This window comes from Novosphingobium sp. THN1, from assembly GCF_003454795.1.
Taxonomy (GTDB): Bacteria; Pseudomonadota; Alphaproteobacteria; order Sphingomonadales; family Sphingomonadaceae; genus Novosphingobium.
On sequence record NZ_CP028347.1, the window covers coordinates 2,093,419 to 2,106,551 of the forward strand.

The 13,133-nt window shown below is 63.2% G+C and carries 13 protein-coding genes and 1 pseudogene; 12 read left to right on the plus strand and 2 right to left on the minus strand.

Annotation, left to right across the window (positions count from 1 at the left end; genetic code table 11):
- Positions 1 to 42 precede the first annotated feature (42 nt).
- Positions 43 to 1,719, minus strand: coding sequence for a bifunctional diguanylate cyclase/phosphodiesterase (locus tag C7W88_RS10475; protein WP_118073485.1), 1,677 nt, complete (start codon positions 1,717 to 1,719; stop codon positions 43 to 45).
- Positions 1,720 to 2,054: 335 nt separating this feature from the next.
- Between C7W88_RS10475 and ffh the strand changes: the two genes are divergently transcribed.
- From ffh to C7W88_RS10535, 12 genes and pseudogenes are all read left to right on the plus strand, one after another.
- Positions 2,055 to 3,530 carry a signal recognition particle protein gene (gene ffh, locus C7W88_RS10480; RefSeq protein WP_118073486.1) on the plus strand — a complete coding sequence of 492 codons (1,476 nt, stop codon included), beginning with the start codon at positions 2,055 to 2,057 and terminating at the stop codon, positions 3,528 to 3,530.
- A 45-nt stretch (positions 3,531 to 3,575) separates the two neighbouring features.
- Complete coding sequence (gene rpsP, locus C7W88_RS10485; protein ID WP_118073487.1) at positions 3,576 to 3,992, plus strand: 30S ribosomal protein S16; 417 nt, start codon at positions 3,576 to 3,578, stop codon at positions 3,990 to 3,992.
- A 2-nt stretch (positions 3,993 to 3,994) separates the two neighbouring features.
- Positions 3,995 to 4,480, plus strand: a complete 486-nt coding sequence (gene rimM / locus C7W88_RS10490) for a ribosome maturation factor RimM (RefSeq protein WP_205525162.1) — start codon at positions 3,995 to 3,997, stop codon at positions 4,478 to 4,480.
- Positions 4,481 to 4,510: 30 nt separating this feature from the next.
- Positions 4,511 to 4,828, plus strand: a complete 318-nt coding sequence (locus tag C7W88_RS10495; RefSeq protein ID WP_205525163.1) for a hypothetical protein — start codon at positions 4,511 to 4,513, stop codon at positions 4,826 to 4,828.
- 5 nt (positions 4,829 to 4,833) lie between these two features.
- Positions 4,834 to 5,199, plus strand: coding sequence for a type II toxin-antitoxin system VapC family toxin (locus C7W88_RS10500; RefSeq protein ID WP_370073236.1), 366 nt, complete (start codon positions 4,834 to 4,836; stop codon positions 5,197 to 5,199).
- Positions 5,199 to 5,546, plus strand: a complete 348-nt coding sequence (locus tag C7W88_RS10505; RefSeq protein ID WP_118073490.1) for a hypothetical protein — start codon at positions 5,199 to 5,201, stop codon at positions 5,544 to 5,546. The genes C7W88_RS10500 and C7W88_RS10505 overlap by 1 nt, the downstream gene beginning before the upstream one ends.
- A pseudogene (gene trmD / locus C7W88_RS10510) lies at positions 5,543 to 6,282 on the plus strand (tRNA (guanosine(37)-N1)-methyltransferase TrmD). The gene C7W88_RS10505 and the pseudogene trmD overlap by 4 nt, the downstream one beginning before the upstream one ends.
- 2 nt (positions 6,283 to 6,284) lie before the next feature.
- Positions 6,285 to 6,653, plus strand: a complete 369-nt coding sequence (rplS, locus tag C7W88_RS10515; protein ID WP_011445066.1) for a 50S ribosomal protein L19 — start codon at positions 6,285 to 6,287, stop codon at positions 6,651 to 6,653.
- 152 nt (positions 6,654 to 6,805) lie between these two features.
- Positions 6,806 to 9,064: a S9 family peptidase gene (locus tag C7W88_RS10520; RefSeq protein ID WP_118073491.1), complete on the plus strand. Its 2,259-nt coding sequence runs from the start codon at positions 6,806 to 6,808 to the stop codon at positions 9,062 to 9,064.
- Positions 9,065 to 9,169: 105 nt separating this feature from the next.
- The gene (locus C7W88_RS10525) at positions 9,170 to 10,195 is read left to right on the plus strand and encodes an aspartate-semialdehyde dehydrogenase (RefSeq protein WP_118074711.1); all 1,026 of its coding nucleotides are present in this window, start codon (positions 9,170 to 9,172) and stop codon (positions 10,193 to 10,195) included.
- A gap of 7 nt (positions 10,196 to 10,202) precedes the next feature.
- Entirely contained in the window at positions 10,203 to 10,958 is a 756-nt protein-coding gene (locus tag C7W88_RS10530; protein ID WP_118073492.1) for an alpha/beta fold hydrolase, read from the plus strand.
- 103 nt (positions 10,959 to 11,061) lie between these two features.
- Complete coding sequence (locus C7W88_RS10535; RefSeq protein ID WP_240344539.1) at positions 11,062 to 11,541, plus strand: YbjN domain-containing protein; 480 nt, start codon at positions 11,062 to 11,064, stop codon at positions 11,539 to 11,541.
- A gap of 97 nt (positions 11,542 to 11,638) precedes the next feature.
- Here C7W88_RS10535 and C7W88_RS10540 read toward each other — a convergent pair whose 3' ends face one another.
- Positions 11,639 to 13,081, minus strand: coding sequence for an AMP nucleosidase (locus C7W88_RS10540; RefSeq protein ID WP_370073117.1), 1,443 nt, complete (start codon positions 13,079 to 13,081; stop codon positions 11,639 to 11,641).
- Positions 13,082 to 13,133 lie beyond the last annotated feature (52 nt).

Genomic DNA, 13,133 nt, shown 5'->3' on the forward strand with positions numbered 1-13,133 from the left:
CTTAGGGATTGCCGCGCCTCGTGGCAATCATTTCGCCGAAAATCAGGCCGTCGCCGCTCGCGGAAGTTCGAGCGGTTCGCTGGGCGAGGGGACGACAACGCTGGGCAGAAGGTTGCTGCTGGCCAGCAGGGCACGGACTTCGTCCGCATCTGCCGGCTGACCGTAAAGGTAGCCCTGGCCCTTGAACGAACCGTATTTGCGCAGTTCGTCCAGCACTTCGGGACTTTCGATGCCTTCGGCAGTGATCGGCAGGTCCATTCCCTTGCCGAGCGAGGAGATCGCCTCGATGATCGTGCCACTGTCCTTGCTCTTGCCGAGCGTCGAGACGAAGAAGCGGTCGATCTTGATCCGGTCGAAGGGCAGGGTGCGCAGCTGCGCCAGTGACGAATAACCGGTGCCGAAATCGTCGAGGCTGATGCGGATGCCCTGATTCTTGAGGCTGGTGATCAGGGTGCGCACGACGCCGACGTTCTCGTGCAGGCAGGTCTCGGTAATTTCGATGTCGAGCCGGTGCGGCGGGAAGTTGGCTTCGACCAGCAGCTTGAGCAGCTTCTGGGCAAACCACGGATCGCGCAACTGCAGTGGCGAGATGTTGACCGAGAGAGTGAGCCGCGGATCCCACTCGCGCGCATCGCGCAGTGCCTGGCGGATCAGGCTTTCCGACAGTTCGGAGATCAGGCCGATTTCCTCGGCGATGGGAATGAACAGTTCGGGCGAAAGCAGGCCGTGCTTGGGGCTCTTCCAGCGGGCAAGCATTTCGAAGCCGGTCAGTTCGCCAGAGTCGAGATCGACCTGCTTTTCGTAATAGGGCACGAATTCGCCGCGCGGGATTCCTTCGCGGATGCCGCGCTCCAGCTCGCTGCGGAAGCGCAACTCGCTCTCCATGTTCTGCTCGAACCAGTAGTAGCGGTTCCGGCCGGCTTTCTTGGCCTGATACATGGCCAGGTCTGCGCGGTGGATCAGCAGTTCCGCCAAGGCGGCGGCGTCGCTCGTGTCAGCAGGACTCGTGTTGGCAAGGCCGATCGAGGCGGTCACTTCGAGCGCGAGTCCATCGATCTCCACGGGGCGGGCGATCGAAGTGTTCAGGCGGAGCATCAGGCGGTCGATGGCTTCGACGTGGTCCGGATCGTAGATCGTGGCAAAGGCGAACTCGTCACCACCAAGGCGCGCCATGATCGATTTTTCAGGCAGCAGTGCCCGAATCCGCTCGGCGGTCTGCAGCAGCACGGCATCGCCTGCCTGATGACCATGGGCGTCGTTCGACTTCTTGAAGTTGTCGAGGTCCATCATCATCGCCACGACCTCGTGGCCGGTGACCCGGGCGGCGCGGATCATGTCCTGAAGAGCAGGGCCAATGCTCCGGCGGTTGAGGCAGCCGGTCAGCGCGTCAGTATGGGCCAGCTTGTGGGCCACTTCCTCGGCGATACGGCGCTGGCCGACTTCGCGGGTGAGATCGACGTAGCGGCGCCAACCGAACAGCAGGAGGGCGATGTTGAGGACCAGGGCAGTTCCGAGCATCGGCTCCTGCGGTCTCGCGCCCGTGGCCAGTGAATGCAGGAAGTCGCGCAGTACGGACGAGCCGTTGGCCACAAAGAGCAGGACGGCTGCAATGATGACACCGAGACCCACGATATCGTGTTCCCGCCGGTCGGTGGGCGCCCTGCTGCCAGCATCCGGGGCAATATCCCGTTTCTCGAACTTGATCGGCGTTGTCGCCATGCCCCCGCTCTCACCTTTGCCGCATGTCCTGCGGTTCGATACCGTCAGGGCCAAAGCTAAGGGAACGTCCTGAAATTTTGGTTAAGAACTATGTCCGGTACCGGTCAGCGGCAGCGCCAGGGACGGGAGCAGTGGGTGGACGTCGGAGCAAGCTGCTTGCCTTGCGGGCAAAGCGGAGTTAAGGGGCGGGCCTGCGAGCGCCATGGCGTCTTGCGGATTCGACAACGGCCCCTGTTCAGGATGCCACACGCTGGTCGGCGAGGTTTCGCCCACCGGCGTTTTTCGCGTTACGCGAAAGTGGTCCCCGATCAAGGGCATGATGATGGGAATTGCGCGTGTTCGACAGTCTTTCAGACCGGCTTGGAGGCGTATTCGATCGCCTGCGCGGCCGCGGCGCGCTGCGTGAGGAAGACGTCCTTGCCGCCATGCGCGAAGTGCGCATCGCGCTGCTCGAGGCCGACGTTGCGCTTCCCGTTGTCCGCCGCTTCGTCGATCAGGTTTCAGAGCAGGCCGTCGGCCAGTCGGTCCTGAAGTCGGTCACGCCCGGCCAGCAGGTCGTCAAGATCGTCAACGATGCGCTGGTCGAGATGCTTGGCGGCGGCACCGCCGAGCTTGATCTGAATGCCGCGCCGCCGGTCGTGATCATGATGGTCGGCCTGCAGGGTTCGGGCAAGACCACCAGCACCGCCAAGATCGGCAAGCTGCTCAAGGAAAAGCAGGGCAAGAAGGTCCTGATGGCCTCGCTGGACGTCAACCGTCCGGCGGCGCAGGAGCAGCTTCGCGTGCTGGGCGAGCAGGCGGGCGTTGCCACGCTGCCGATCATCACCGGCCAGCAGCCGGTCGACATTGCCACCCGCGCGGTGAATGCGGCCAAGCTGCAGGCGGTGGACGTGCTGCTGCTCGATACGGCAGGCCGTCTCCACGTCGATCAGGCGCTGATGGACGAGATGAAGGCGGTTGCCGCCGTCTCGGTGCCGAAGGAAACGCTGCTTGTTGTCGACTCGCTGACCGGTCAGGACGCAGTCAACGTCGCGCAGTCGTTCTCGGGCGAGGTTGACCTTACCGGCGTGATCCTCACCCGCATGGACGGTGATGCGCGCGGTGGTGCGGCGCTTTCGATGCGCGCCGTCACCGGCAAGCCGATCAAGTTTGCCGCGACCGGCGAAAAGCTGGATGCGATCGAGCCGTTCCACCCGGAGCGCGTCGCTGGCCGTATCCTCGGCATGGGCGACATCGTTTCCATCGTCGAGAAGGCGGCGGCGACGATCCAGGCAGAAGACGCCGAGAAGCTCGCCCAGCGCATGGCCAAGGGTCAGTTTGACATGAACGACCTGCGCACCCAGCTGCGGCAGATGCAGAACATGGGCGGCCTTGGCGTATTGGCGGGCATGATGCCGGGCATGAAGAAGGCCAAGGCGGCGATGGCGCAGTCCGGCATGGACGACAAGGTGCTGCTGCGCATGGACGCGATCATCGGTTCGATGACGCCGAAGGAGCGCGAGCGCCCCGAACTGCTCAACGCCAAGCGCAAGATCCGCGTGGCAAAGGGCTCCGGCACGCAAGTGCAGGACGTCAACAAGCTTCTGAAGATGCACCAGGAAATGGCCAAGGCCATGAAGCAGATCAAGAAGATGGGCGGTCTCAAGGGCTTGGGCGCGCTGTTCGGCAAGGGTGGCCTTGGCGCCGCGATGCCGGGGCTGGACCAGCAGATGGGGGCCGGTGGTCTCGGTGGTCTGGGTGGCGGCGGCCTGCCCGGTTTGGGTTCGGGCGGCTTGCCGGGCAATCTCGGCGACCTGCTCAAGAAGAAGTGATTTCGCGTTTTTCCGTTTTTCCAGTTTGATTGAAAGGTAATCCAGATGTCCGTTTCTATGCGTCTTTCGCGCGGTGGTTCGAAGAAGCGCCCGTACTACAAGATCGTCGTTTCCAACAGCCGCGCCCCGCGTGACGGCAAGTACCTCGAGCAGGTCGGCACCTACAACCCGCTGCTGGCCAAGGACGACGAGAACCGCGTGCGTCTGGTTGAAGACCGCGTGCGTTACTGGATCGGCGTTGGCGCCCAGCCGACCGACCGCGTTGCCCGCATGCTCGACAAGGCCGGCATCAAGGAGCGCAAGCCCACCAACAACCCGCAGGCTGGCGTCCCCGGCAAGAAGGCGCAGGAGCGCGCCGAGGAAAAGGCCGAGAAGGCTCGTGAAGCTGCTGAAGCCGCTGCTGCTGCATCGGCTGCGCCGGCCGAGGAAGCTCCGGCTGCTGAAGAGCAGGCTGAGGCCTGATCTTGCGCGACGGGCCCGTCACGCTCGCCGCCATCACCGGCGCGCATGGAGTGGCGGGCGAGGTCCGTTTGAAGCTGTTCGGTGAAGGCGTGGTGGCGCTCAAGCGTTACCGCGCCTTCAACGACTCCGCGCTGACCGTGGTAAAGCTGAAGGACGACGGCAAGGGCGGCGCGATTGCCCGCTTCGCCGAAGTGCCCGATCGCACCGCGGCGGAGAAGCTGCGCGGAACGGCGCTGACCGTGCGGCGCTCGGAAATGCCGGCATTGCCTGATGACGAATATTACCATGCCGACTTGATCGGCCTGCCTGCCATCTCGACCGAGGGCGAGGCGCTGGGCGAATGCGTCGCGGTCGAGAACTTCGGCGCGGGCGACGTGATCGAGATCCGCAAGGCCGACGGTAAGAAGTTTATGGTGCCGATGAAGCCGCAAGCGGTTCCGGAATGGACTGAGGAGCGGATTGTGATTGAGGCGGGCTGGGCGGAGTAGTATATACATCGCGTATATACGGAGGCCGTGATGGGCATCGAGCATACTGCCAAGAGCTTCAAATCGGGAAACTCGGTTGCCATCCGCATTCCGGCGGCCTTGGGTGTGGAGCCTGATCGCGAGTGGGTGATCGAGGAGAAGGACGGCGATCTGATCCTTCACCCCAAGCCCAAGGCGAAGCGCAAGTTCAATATCGAGAAGGTCTGGGGCATCGGACGGGGTTCTGGCTTGAAGCGGATCGAGCCGGAAGATCGGGTGTTCGAGGATAGCCCGCGCGTTTGGGATGATGCCGAATGGCGCGCGAAGCATGGCTGGCCCGGGCCAACTGAAGATGGCGATCCCGCTTGAAATACATGCTCGATACCAATGCAGTGATCGTGGCCATCGAGGGTGACGATCCCGTCTTCCGTGCACGAATGGCCGAGGCAGACGAGGGCGACATTGTCATGTCGTCGATTGTTCTTGCGGAAGTCGCCCTCGGCACTGAACAGGGCAAGCCACCTCCGGCCAAGATTTTGGAAATCTTTCTCGAAGAGGTGCCGGTTCTGGCTTTTGATGAGAAGGCGGCAAGGGCTTACGCGAAGATTCCGTTCAAGCGGGCCAGTTATGACCGGCTGATTGCGGCCCATGCCATTTCGCTCGGCCTAACGGTGGTGACGGCCAACGCGAAGGACTTTGCGGATGTGCCGGGGTTGGTGGTTGAGAATTGGTCGGATTGATGCTGGCGCTGTTGTTCTTGATGCTCGGGCTGGCCATGCCATTTGCGCTCGCCTGGAGCTTTGCGCGATTCAGGCCCGATTGGTCCAAGCGTAAAGTCGTATTGTGGGCGTCAGGGCCGATCCCCGCAATCGGGGCGGTTCCGTGCCTGTTCGTGATCATCAATGCCATGACCACGCCCGCTGACAATTGCGGCGTCGATGCTTGCGGCATGGCGATGGCTGCGGGACTGGCAATGCTCGGATTGCTCGCGGCAATCTTCGTTGGCTGGGCGATATTGGCCTTCGTTACGGTTACTGTCGTCAGGCGCGGTCGCTCTGGTGCGCCAGACATGGATGTATTCAAATGACCTTCGCCGCGACAGTCCTCACCCTTTACCCCGAAATGTTCCCCGGCCCATTGGGCGTCAGCCTTGCCGGGCGGGCGTTGCGCGACGGGACGTGGGCGATGGAGGCGGTGCAGATCCGGGACTTTGCCATCGATCGGCACAAGACCGTCGACGACACGCCGGCAGGGGCGGGGCAGGGATGGTGCTCAGGGTGGATGTGCTGGCAAAGGCCATCGACCATGCGCGACAAGCGCACCCCGGCTGCCCGGTGATCGCCATGACGCCGCGCGGCAAGCCTCTGACGCAGGAGCGGGTGCGGGAGCTTGCCGAGGGGCCGGGCGTGACGGTCCTCTGCGGCCGGTTCGAGGGTTTTGACGAGCGGATTTTCGAAGGCCGCGAGGTCGAAGAAGTCTCGGTCGGAGACATCGTGCTGTCCGGCGGGGAATGTGCCGCGTTGATGCTGCTGGACGCTTGCATTCGGCTGCTTCCCGGCGTAATGGGCGCGGCTTCTAGCGGGCATGAGGAGTCGTTCGAGAACGGCCTCCTTGAATACCCGCACTATACCCGACCTGCTGAGTGGGAAGGGCGCACGATCCCTGAAGTGCTGCGATCGGGGGATCATGCGAAAATCGCGGAATGGCGGAAACGCCGTTCGGAAGACGATACACGGTTACGCAGGCCGGACCTTTGGGAGCGCCACATCGGCGTTCGGGTCCAGTCTGCCTCTGGCGCGCAGCGTGAAGTGCAGGACGATTGAAAATGAACCTGATTCAGCAGCTTGAAGCTGAAGCCATCGCCGAATTCAAGGCGAAGAAGGAAATTCCGGACTTCCGTGCTGGCGACACCGTCCGCGTCGGCGTGCGCGTCGTCGAAGGCGAGCGTACCCGCGTCCAGGCCTATGAAGGCGTGTGCATTGCACGCTCGAACCGTGGCCTCGGTTCGAACTTCACTGTTCGCAAGATCTCGTTCGGCGAAGGCGTGGAGCGCGTGTTCCCGCTCTACTCGCCCAACATCGATTCGATTACCGTGGTGCGCCGTGGTGTCGTGCGTCGTGCGAAGCTCTACTACCTTCGCGGCCGCACCGGCAAATCGGCGCGTATTGCTGAGCGCAAGGTCACCAAGGCCTGAGCAACGCCAAAGCACGGGTAACGTGTTGAGAAAGGCGTCCTGGCTCAAGGCCAGGGCGCCTTTTCTGCTTTCAAGCGCAACCATTTCGGGCCACGTAGGCGCATCGCTAACATGCCCCGGCGGCAAGCCGGGCCAGAGGATACCGAAAACCCATGCGTCATTTCCGCCTGCTCGCCGCCTGCGCGCTCTTTCCCCTCGTCGCCGCGCCTGCGCTTGCCCAACAGGGATCACCGATGACCACTGCCGCGCCTGCTGAAGCGAAGGATCTCACGTTCGAGCGCGTGTTTGCCAGCCCCAGCCTCAACGGCCCGGCGCCGCGTGCGGTGAAGCTCTCGCCCGATGGCCGTTACCTGACGCTGCTGCGCAACCGCGCCGACGACCGCGAGCGCTATGACTTGTGGGGCTTCGACCGTCAGACCGGTGAATGGAAGATGCTGGTGGATTCGCTCAAGCTGTCCTCCGGCCGCCAATTGAGTGAAGCCGAGAAGATGCAGCGCGAACGCCAGCGCATCGGCGATCTCAAGGGTATCGTCTCCTACGAGTGGAGTGCGGACGGAAAGTCGGTGCTGGTACCGGTGGATGGCGATCTGCTGCTGGCAGGGCTCGATGGGTCGGTACGCAAGGTTGAAGGCACCAAGGGTGGTGAGCTGACGCCGAAGCTTGGGCCGAAGGGCGAGCATATCGCTTTCGTGCGCGATCGTCGCCTGTGGGCAGGGCCGGTGACCGGGGCGGCGGCGCAGGCGATCACGCCTGAGGAGGCAAACGCCCACGTTCACTGGGGTGAAGCCGAGTTCGTCGCGCAGGAGGAAATGAACCGCTTCAACGGTTTCTGGTGGTCACCGGATGAAAGCCGTATCGCGGTCGAGCGCTTTGACGAGAGCATGGTCGGCGTGGTGACGCGCGCGGCGATTGGCGCGGAAGGCACCAAGACCTTCGACCAGCGCTATCCGGCAGCGGGCACGCCCAACGCCGAAGTTTCGCTCTACGTGATGGGGCCAGACGGTTCGAACCGCGTGCAGGTGGACCTTGGCGCCAATAAGGACATCTACCTCGCGCGCGTCGACTGGGCGCCCGACGGCAAGACGCTCTACGTGCAGCGCATGAACCGCGAGCAGACCGTGCTCGACATGCTCAAGGTCGACCCTATGACCGGCAAGGCGAGCGTGGTGTTCAGCGAAAAGGCGGCGGACAAGCACTGGATCGATCTGTCGGACAGCTATCGCTTCCTTTCGGACGGCAGCCTCGTCTGGTGGTCGCAGCGCGACGGCTTCGGGCATCTCTACCGCTTCAGCAAGGGCAAGTGGAGCCAGCTGACCAAGGGTGAGTGGGTAGTCACCGGGCTTGTCGGCGTGGACGAGAAGAGCGGCAAGCTCTACCTCACCGGCACCAAGGACGACGTTCTGGCGCAACAGGTCTATGCAATGGACCTCAAGGCGCCGGGCAAGCTGACGCGGCTGACCGAGCTGGGCTGGGTCAACGGCGCGAGCATGGACAAGAGCGGGCAGACGCTGATGATCACGCGATCGTCCGACGCACAGCCGGCGCAGTCCTATATTGCCGACACGACCGGCAAGCGCTTGGCGTGGATCGAGGAGAACAAGGTCGCAGGCACGCACCCTTATGCGCCGTACCTTGCCAGCCATCGCCCGGCGCAGTTTGGCACGATCCCGGCCGCCGACGGCACGCCGCTGCACTACATGATGATCACCCCGCCGCTGGAGCCCGGCAAGAAGTACCCGGTGTTCACCTACCACTACGGCGGGCCGACCGCGCAGGTGGTCAGCAAGGGCTTCCAGGGCGCGCTGGCGCAGGCGATCGTCGACAAGGGCTACATCTACTTCGCGATCGACAATCGCGGCTCGGAAAACCGCGGCGTGAAGTTCGCTTCGGCGCTGCACCACGCGATGGGCACAGTCGAGGTCGAGGATCAGTTGGCAGGCGCGAACTGGCTGAAGAAGCAGAGCTTCGTCGATGCCGACAAGATCAGCACGTTCGGCTGGTCCTATGGCGGCTACATGTCGATCAAGATGCTGGAGGCCAATCCGGGTGCCTACGCGGCGGGCATCGCCGTGGCGCCGGTGACCAAGTGGCAGATGTACGACACGACCTACACCGAGCGCTATCTGGGCGATCCGGCCAAGCTGCCGCAGGTCTACGAGAAGTCGAACGCGCTGGCCGACACCGGCAAGATCAGCGATCCGCTGCTGATCATCCATGGCATGGCCGACGACAACGTGGTGTTCGAGAACGCTTCGGCGATCATTGCCAAGATGCAGGCCGAAGCGGTGCCGTTCGAGATGATGCTCTATCCCGGCTACACCCACCGCATCAGCGGTCCGAAGGTGAGCCAGCATTTGTACGAGACGATTTTCCGCTTCCTTGACCGTAATGGCGCGGGGAGTGGCAAGTAGCCTCACTTCATGGGCCTAAAGCCCAAAACACTTGGCTGGTCGGAACCAGCCGCTAGGGAACGGCCCGTCCGCTGTTGAAGGGCGGGCCGCAGGAAGGGAATGGAAATGGGTTACCGGGTTGTAGTGGTCGGTGCGACGGGGAATGTGGGCCGTGAGATGCTCAACATTCTGGCCGAGCGCGAGTTTCCCTGCGACGAGATCGCGGCATTGGCATCGTCGCGCTCGCAGGGCACCGAGATCGAATTCGGCGAGACGGGCAGGATGCTGAAAGTCCAGAACGTCGACAACTTCGATTTCACCGGCTGGGACATTGCCTTGTTCGCTGCAGGTTCCGGTCCGACCCAGGTTCATGCGCCTCGCGCCGCGGCTGCGGGCTGCGTGGTGATCGACAACTCGTCGCTCTATCGCATGGACCCGGACGTGCCGCTGATCGTGCCCGAGGTGAATCCGGACGCGATTGACGGCTACACCGCCAAGAACATCATCGCGAACCCGAACTGCTCGACCGCGCAGATGGTCGTGGCGTTGAAGCCGCTGCACGATGCCGCGAAGATCAAGCGCGTCGTCGTCTCGACCTACCAGTCGGTGTCTGGCGCCGGCAAGGAAGGCATGGACGAGCTGTTCGAGCAGAGCCGCGCGATCTTCGTTGGCGATCCGGTCGAGCCCAGGAAGTTCACCAAGCAGATCGCCTTCAACGTGATCCCGCACATCGACGTCTTCCTTGACGATGGTTCGACCAAGGAAGAGTGGAAGATGGTCGCCGAGACCAAGAAGATCCTCGACCCGAAGGTCAAGGTCACGGCCACTTGCGTGCGCGTGCCGGTGTTCATCGGTCACTCGGAATCGATCAACATCGAGTTCGAGAACGAAATCTCTGCCGAGGAAGCGCAGAACATCCTGCGCGAAGCGCCGGGCGTGATGCTGATCGACAAGCGCGAGAACGGCGGATACGTGACGCCGGTCGAATGCGTCGGCGATTTCGCCACGTTCGTTTCGCGCGTTCGCGAAGACTCGACCATCGACAACGGTCTGAACATCTGGTGCGTTTCGGACAACCTGCGCAAGGGCGCCGCGCTGAACGCGGTGCAGATCGCAGAGCTGCTCGGTCGCCGCCACCTGAAGAAGGGCTGATCGCCTGATGACGGAAGCAACCACCGCGTTCTTCCCCGGCTTTGGCGGCGCTCAGCTGGCGCTGCATCGCCTGGGCGCGGGGAGACCGGTGGTGCTTCTGCATGGCCTGTTTTCCTCGGCTGAGGTCAACTGGATCAAGTTCGGGACGGCGGCGAAGCTGGCTGAGGCTGGCTTCGAATGTCTGATGCCGGACCTGCGCGTGCATGGCCGCAGTGCGGCGCCACATGACCCAGCCGCCTATCCGCAAGACGTGCTGGTGCGCGATCTCGAGGCGCTGGTAGCGCATCTTGGCCTGACGGACTTCGACCTGGTCGGCTTCTCGCTCGGCTCGCGGACTGCGGCGCGCGCGGTGATCGGCGGCATGAAACCGCGCAAGCTGGTGCTTTCCGGCATGGGACTGGAAGGGCTGGCCGGCTGGGCGCGGCGGCAGGACTTCTTCCTCGACGTGATCGACCGCTTCGGCACGATCAAGCGCGATGATCCCGCCTATTTCTCGCAGCAGTTCCTCAAGACCATGGGCGTTGACAGGCTGGCCGCGCGGATGTTGCTGGGCACGATGGCAGACACGGATACGGCCGAGCTTTCGGCGATCACGATGCCGTGCCAGGTGCTGTGCGGCGATCAGGACAGCGACAACGGCTCGGCCGAGCGGTTGGCAGCGGCACTGCCGGATGGCACGCTTACCTGGATCCCCGGCACACATATGAGCTGTGTGACAAGGCCGGAAATGGGCGAGGAGCTCGCCGCGTTCCTGATGGACTGAAAAAGGGTTTTCGAGCCCTCTTGCCGAGGGCGCGCAATGATGGCAGCTTCGCGTCCATAAACGAACGGGCCGGCAAGAGCCCTTTTCGGGATTGAGGATGCGAATGATCTGGAAGAGCCTGCTGGCGGCCGCTGCCGTCAGCGTTCTTGCCCCTTCGGCAGCTCAGGCGGCAACTGCCACTGTCAGCGCGGTAAAGCCGGAAGGTGTGGCTGAAGCGCTGAAGAACCTCGGATATACCGCCGAACTTGCCAAGGATGGCAATGGCGATCCGCTGATCAACACCGAGATCGGTGGCTGGCAAGCGGCGCTTCTGTTCTACGAATGCAACGAAAAGACCCATGATGGGTGCCAGTCGCTACAGTTCGTCGCCAACTTCACACCGGAGAAGAAGTTCACCGCCGAAGACGCCGTGCGCTTCAATCGCAATACCCGCTTTGCCTCGGTCTCGCTGGGCAAGGACGATGCGGTGATGATGACTTGGGACATGGTCACCGGGAAGGGTATCGACTTCGAGGTCTTCTCGAACTCGGTCGACATGTTCCGCAGCGCGATGGACACGCTGGGCGCCGAAGTTTTCAAGTAATCAGGACCAGGCTCCGGCCACCCCGGAGCGATGGGACGCAACCTCGGCAATCCGCGAGCAAGGCTAGTTGCTCCGGATTGCCTTTCTTTTTGTGGCCTTATCGGAACGGCGGTTCGTTAAACGCGCGCAGCTTGCGGCTGTGTAGACGGGGGCCTTCCTGACGCAGCAGGTCGCACGCGGTCGTGCCGATGGCGAGGTGGGCGGCAATGGCTTCCTCGTAGAAGCGGTTGGCCTGGCCCGGCAGCTTGATCTCGCCGTGGAGCGGCTTGTCGGACACGCACAGCAGGGTGCCGTAGGGCACGCGGAAGCGGTAGCCTTGCGCGGCGATGGTGGCGCTTTCCATATCGATGCCGACTGCGCGGCTGAGCGACAGGCGCCGGGCGGAATGGGTGTAGCGCAGCTCCCAGTTGCGATCGTCGGTGGTAACGATCGTGCCAGTGCGCATGCGCTTCTTGAGGTCGGTTCCGCCTTCGCCCGAGACAAGCTCCGCAGCCTTCTGCAAGGCCACCTGGACTTCGGCGATGGCGGGGATGGGAATCTCGGGCGGAAGGACCGGATCCAGCACGTGATCGTCGCGCAGATAGGCGTGGGCGAGCACGTAATCACCGATCTTCTGGGTCGGCCTCAAGCCGCCGCAGTGACCGATCATCAGCCAGGCTTCGGGGCGCAGGACGGCGAGGTGATCGCAGATCGTCTTCGCGTTCGATGGGCCGACACCGATATTGACCAGCGTGATGCCCGATTTGTCTGGGGCGACAAGGTGATAGGCGGGCATCTGGTGACGGCGCCATGCCGTGTCGGACAGGCGCGCGCGGGCATTCTCGGTGCGCGCATCGAGCGAGAGGCCACCCGCGCCGGTGAGGGCAACGAACTTCTCGCCATCGATTTGCTGCGCGGCCCAATCGACGAACTCGTCGACATAGCGGTGATAGTTGGTGAACAGGATGTAGCGCTGGAAATCGTCGATCTGCGTGCCGGTGTAATGCGCCAGGCGGGCAAGGCTGAAATCGGTGCGCAAGCCGTCGAACAGCGATAGCGGCATCGGGCCATCGCCGACGGCATAATCGGCATCCGCGATTTCGTCACCGATGTGGGCGAGCTCTGTGGCGGGGAAGTGCTGCGCCAGTTCCTGCGGGTTTATGCGGCCGATCTGGGCACCGTAGGCACCGTCGAGCACATAGGGGAAGGGAATTTCCTGTCGCGAGGGACGAACCGCGATTTCGACCTCGAAGCCTTCGCGGATCAGGTCGATCTGCTCTTTCAGGTAATCATCGAACAGTGCGGGCCGCGTGACCGTGCAGGAATAGTGACCGCGCTGGGTGAGGCGCCCGAATGCCCGGCCGGTCGATTCGTGGCTGGGTTCCGCGTTGAGGCGGACGTGCAGTTCCGGGTAGCAGTAGCTGCCGTCGGTCCGCCGCTCGGCAGGGGGCAGGGTGCCGTGGTTGGCGTAATTCGCTATATCGGCCCGGAGGGTGGCGACGGCCTTGTCGTAGACGCGGGAAAGTTCGGCGACGATCGTTTCAGTTGTTTCCATCCCCACTTGTCTAGCGCGGCTGCGTGTCCCTGCAAAGACACCGCCATGCTTCCTGGAT

Excerpts from the sequence above, each read along its gene's own strand:
- rplS (WP_011445066.1), top strand. The coding sequence starts at position 6,285 with ATGAACCTGATTCAGCAGCTTGAAGCTGAAGCCATCGCCGAATTCAAG.
- C7W88_RS10500 (WP_370073236.1), top strand. The coding sequence starts at position 4,834 with ATGCTCGATACCAATGCAGTGATCGTGGCCATCGAGGGTGACGATCCC.
- C7W88_RS10520 (WP_118073491.1), top strand. The coding sequence starts at position 6,806 with ATGCGTCATTTCCGCCTGCTCGCCGCCTGCGCGCTCTTTCCCCTCGTC.
- C7W88_RS10530 (WP_118073492.1), top strand. The coding sequence starts at position 10,203 with ATGACGGAAGCAACCACCGCGTTCTTCCCCGGCTTTGGCGGCGCTCAG.
- C7W88_RS10525 (WP_118074711.1), top strand. The coding sequence starts at position 9,170 with ATGGGTTACCGGGTTGTAGTGGTCGGTGCGACGGGGAATGTGGGCCGT.
- C7W88_RS10475 (WP_118073485.1), bottom strand. The coding sequence starts at position 1,719 with ATGGCGACAACGCCGATCAAGTTCGAGAAACGGGATATTGCCCCGGAT.
- rpsP (WP_118073487.1), top strand. The coding sequence starts at position 3,576 with ATGTCCGTTTCTATGCGTCTTTCGCGCGGTGGTTCGAAGAAGCGCCCG.
- C7W88_RS10495 (WP_205525163.1), top strand. The coding sequence starts at position 4,511 with ATGGGCATCGAGCATACTGCCAAGAGCTTCAAATCGGGAAACTCGGTT.
- C7W88_RS10535 (WP_240344539.1), top strand. The coding sequence starts at position 11,062 with ATGATCTGGAAGAGCCTGCTGGCGGCCGCTGCCGTCAGCGTTCTTGCC.
- C7W88_RS10505 (WP_118073490.1), top strand. The coding sequence starts at position 5,199 with ATGCTGGCGCTGTTGTTCTTGATGCTCGGGCTGGCCATGCCATTTGCG.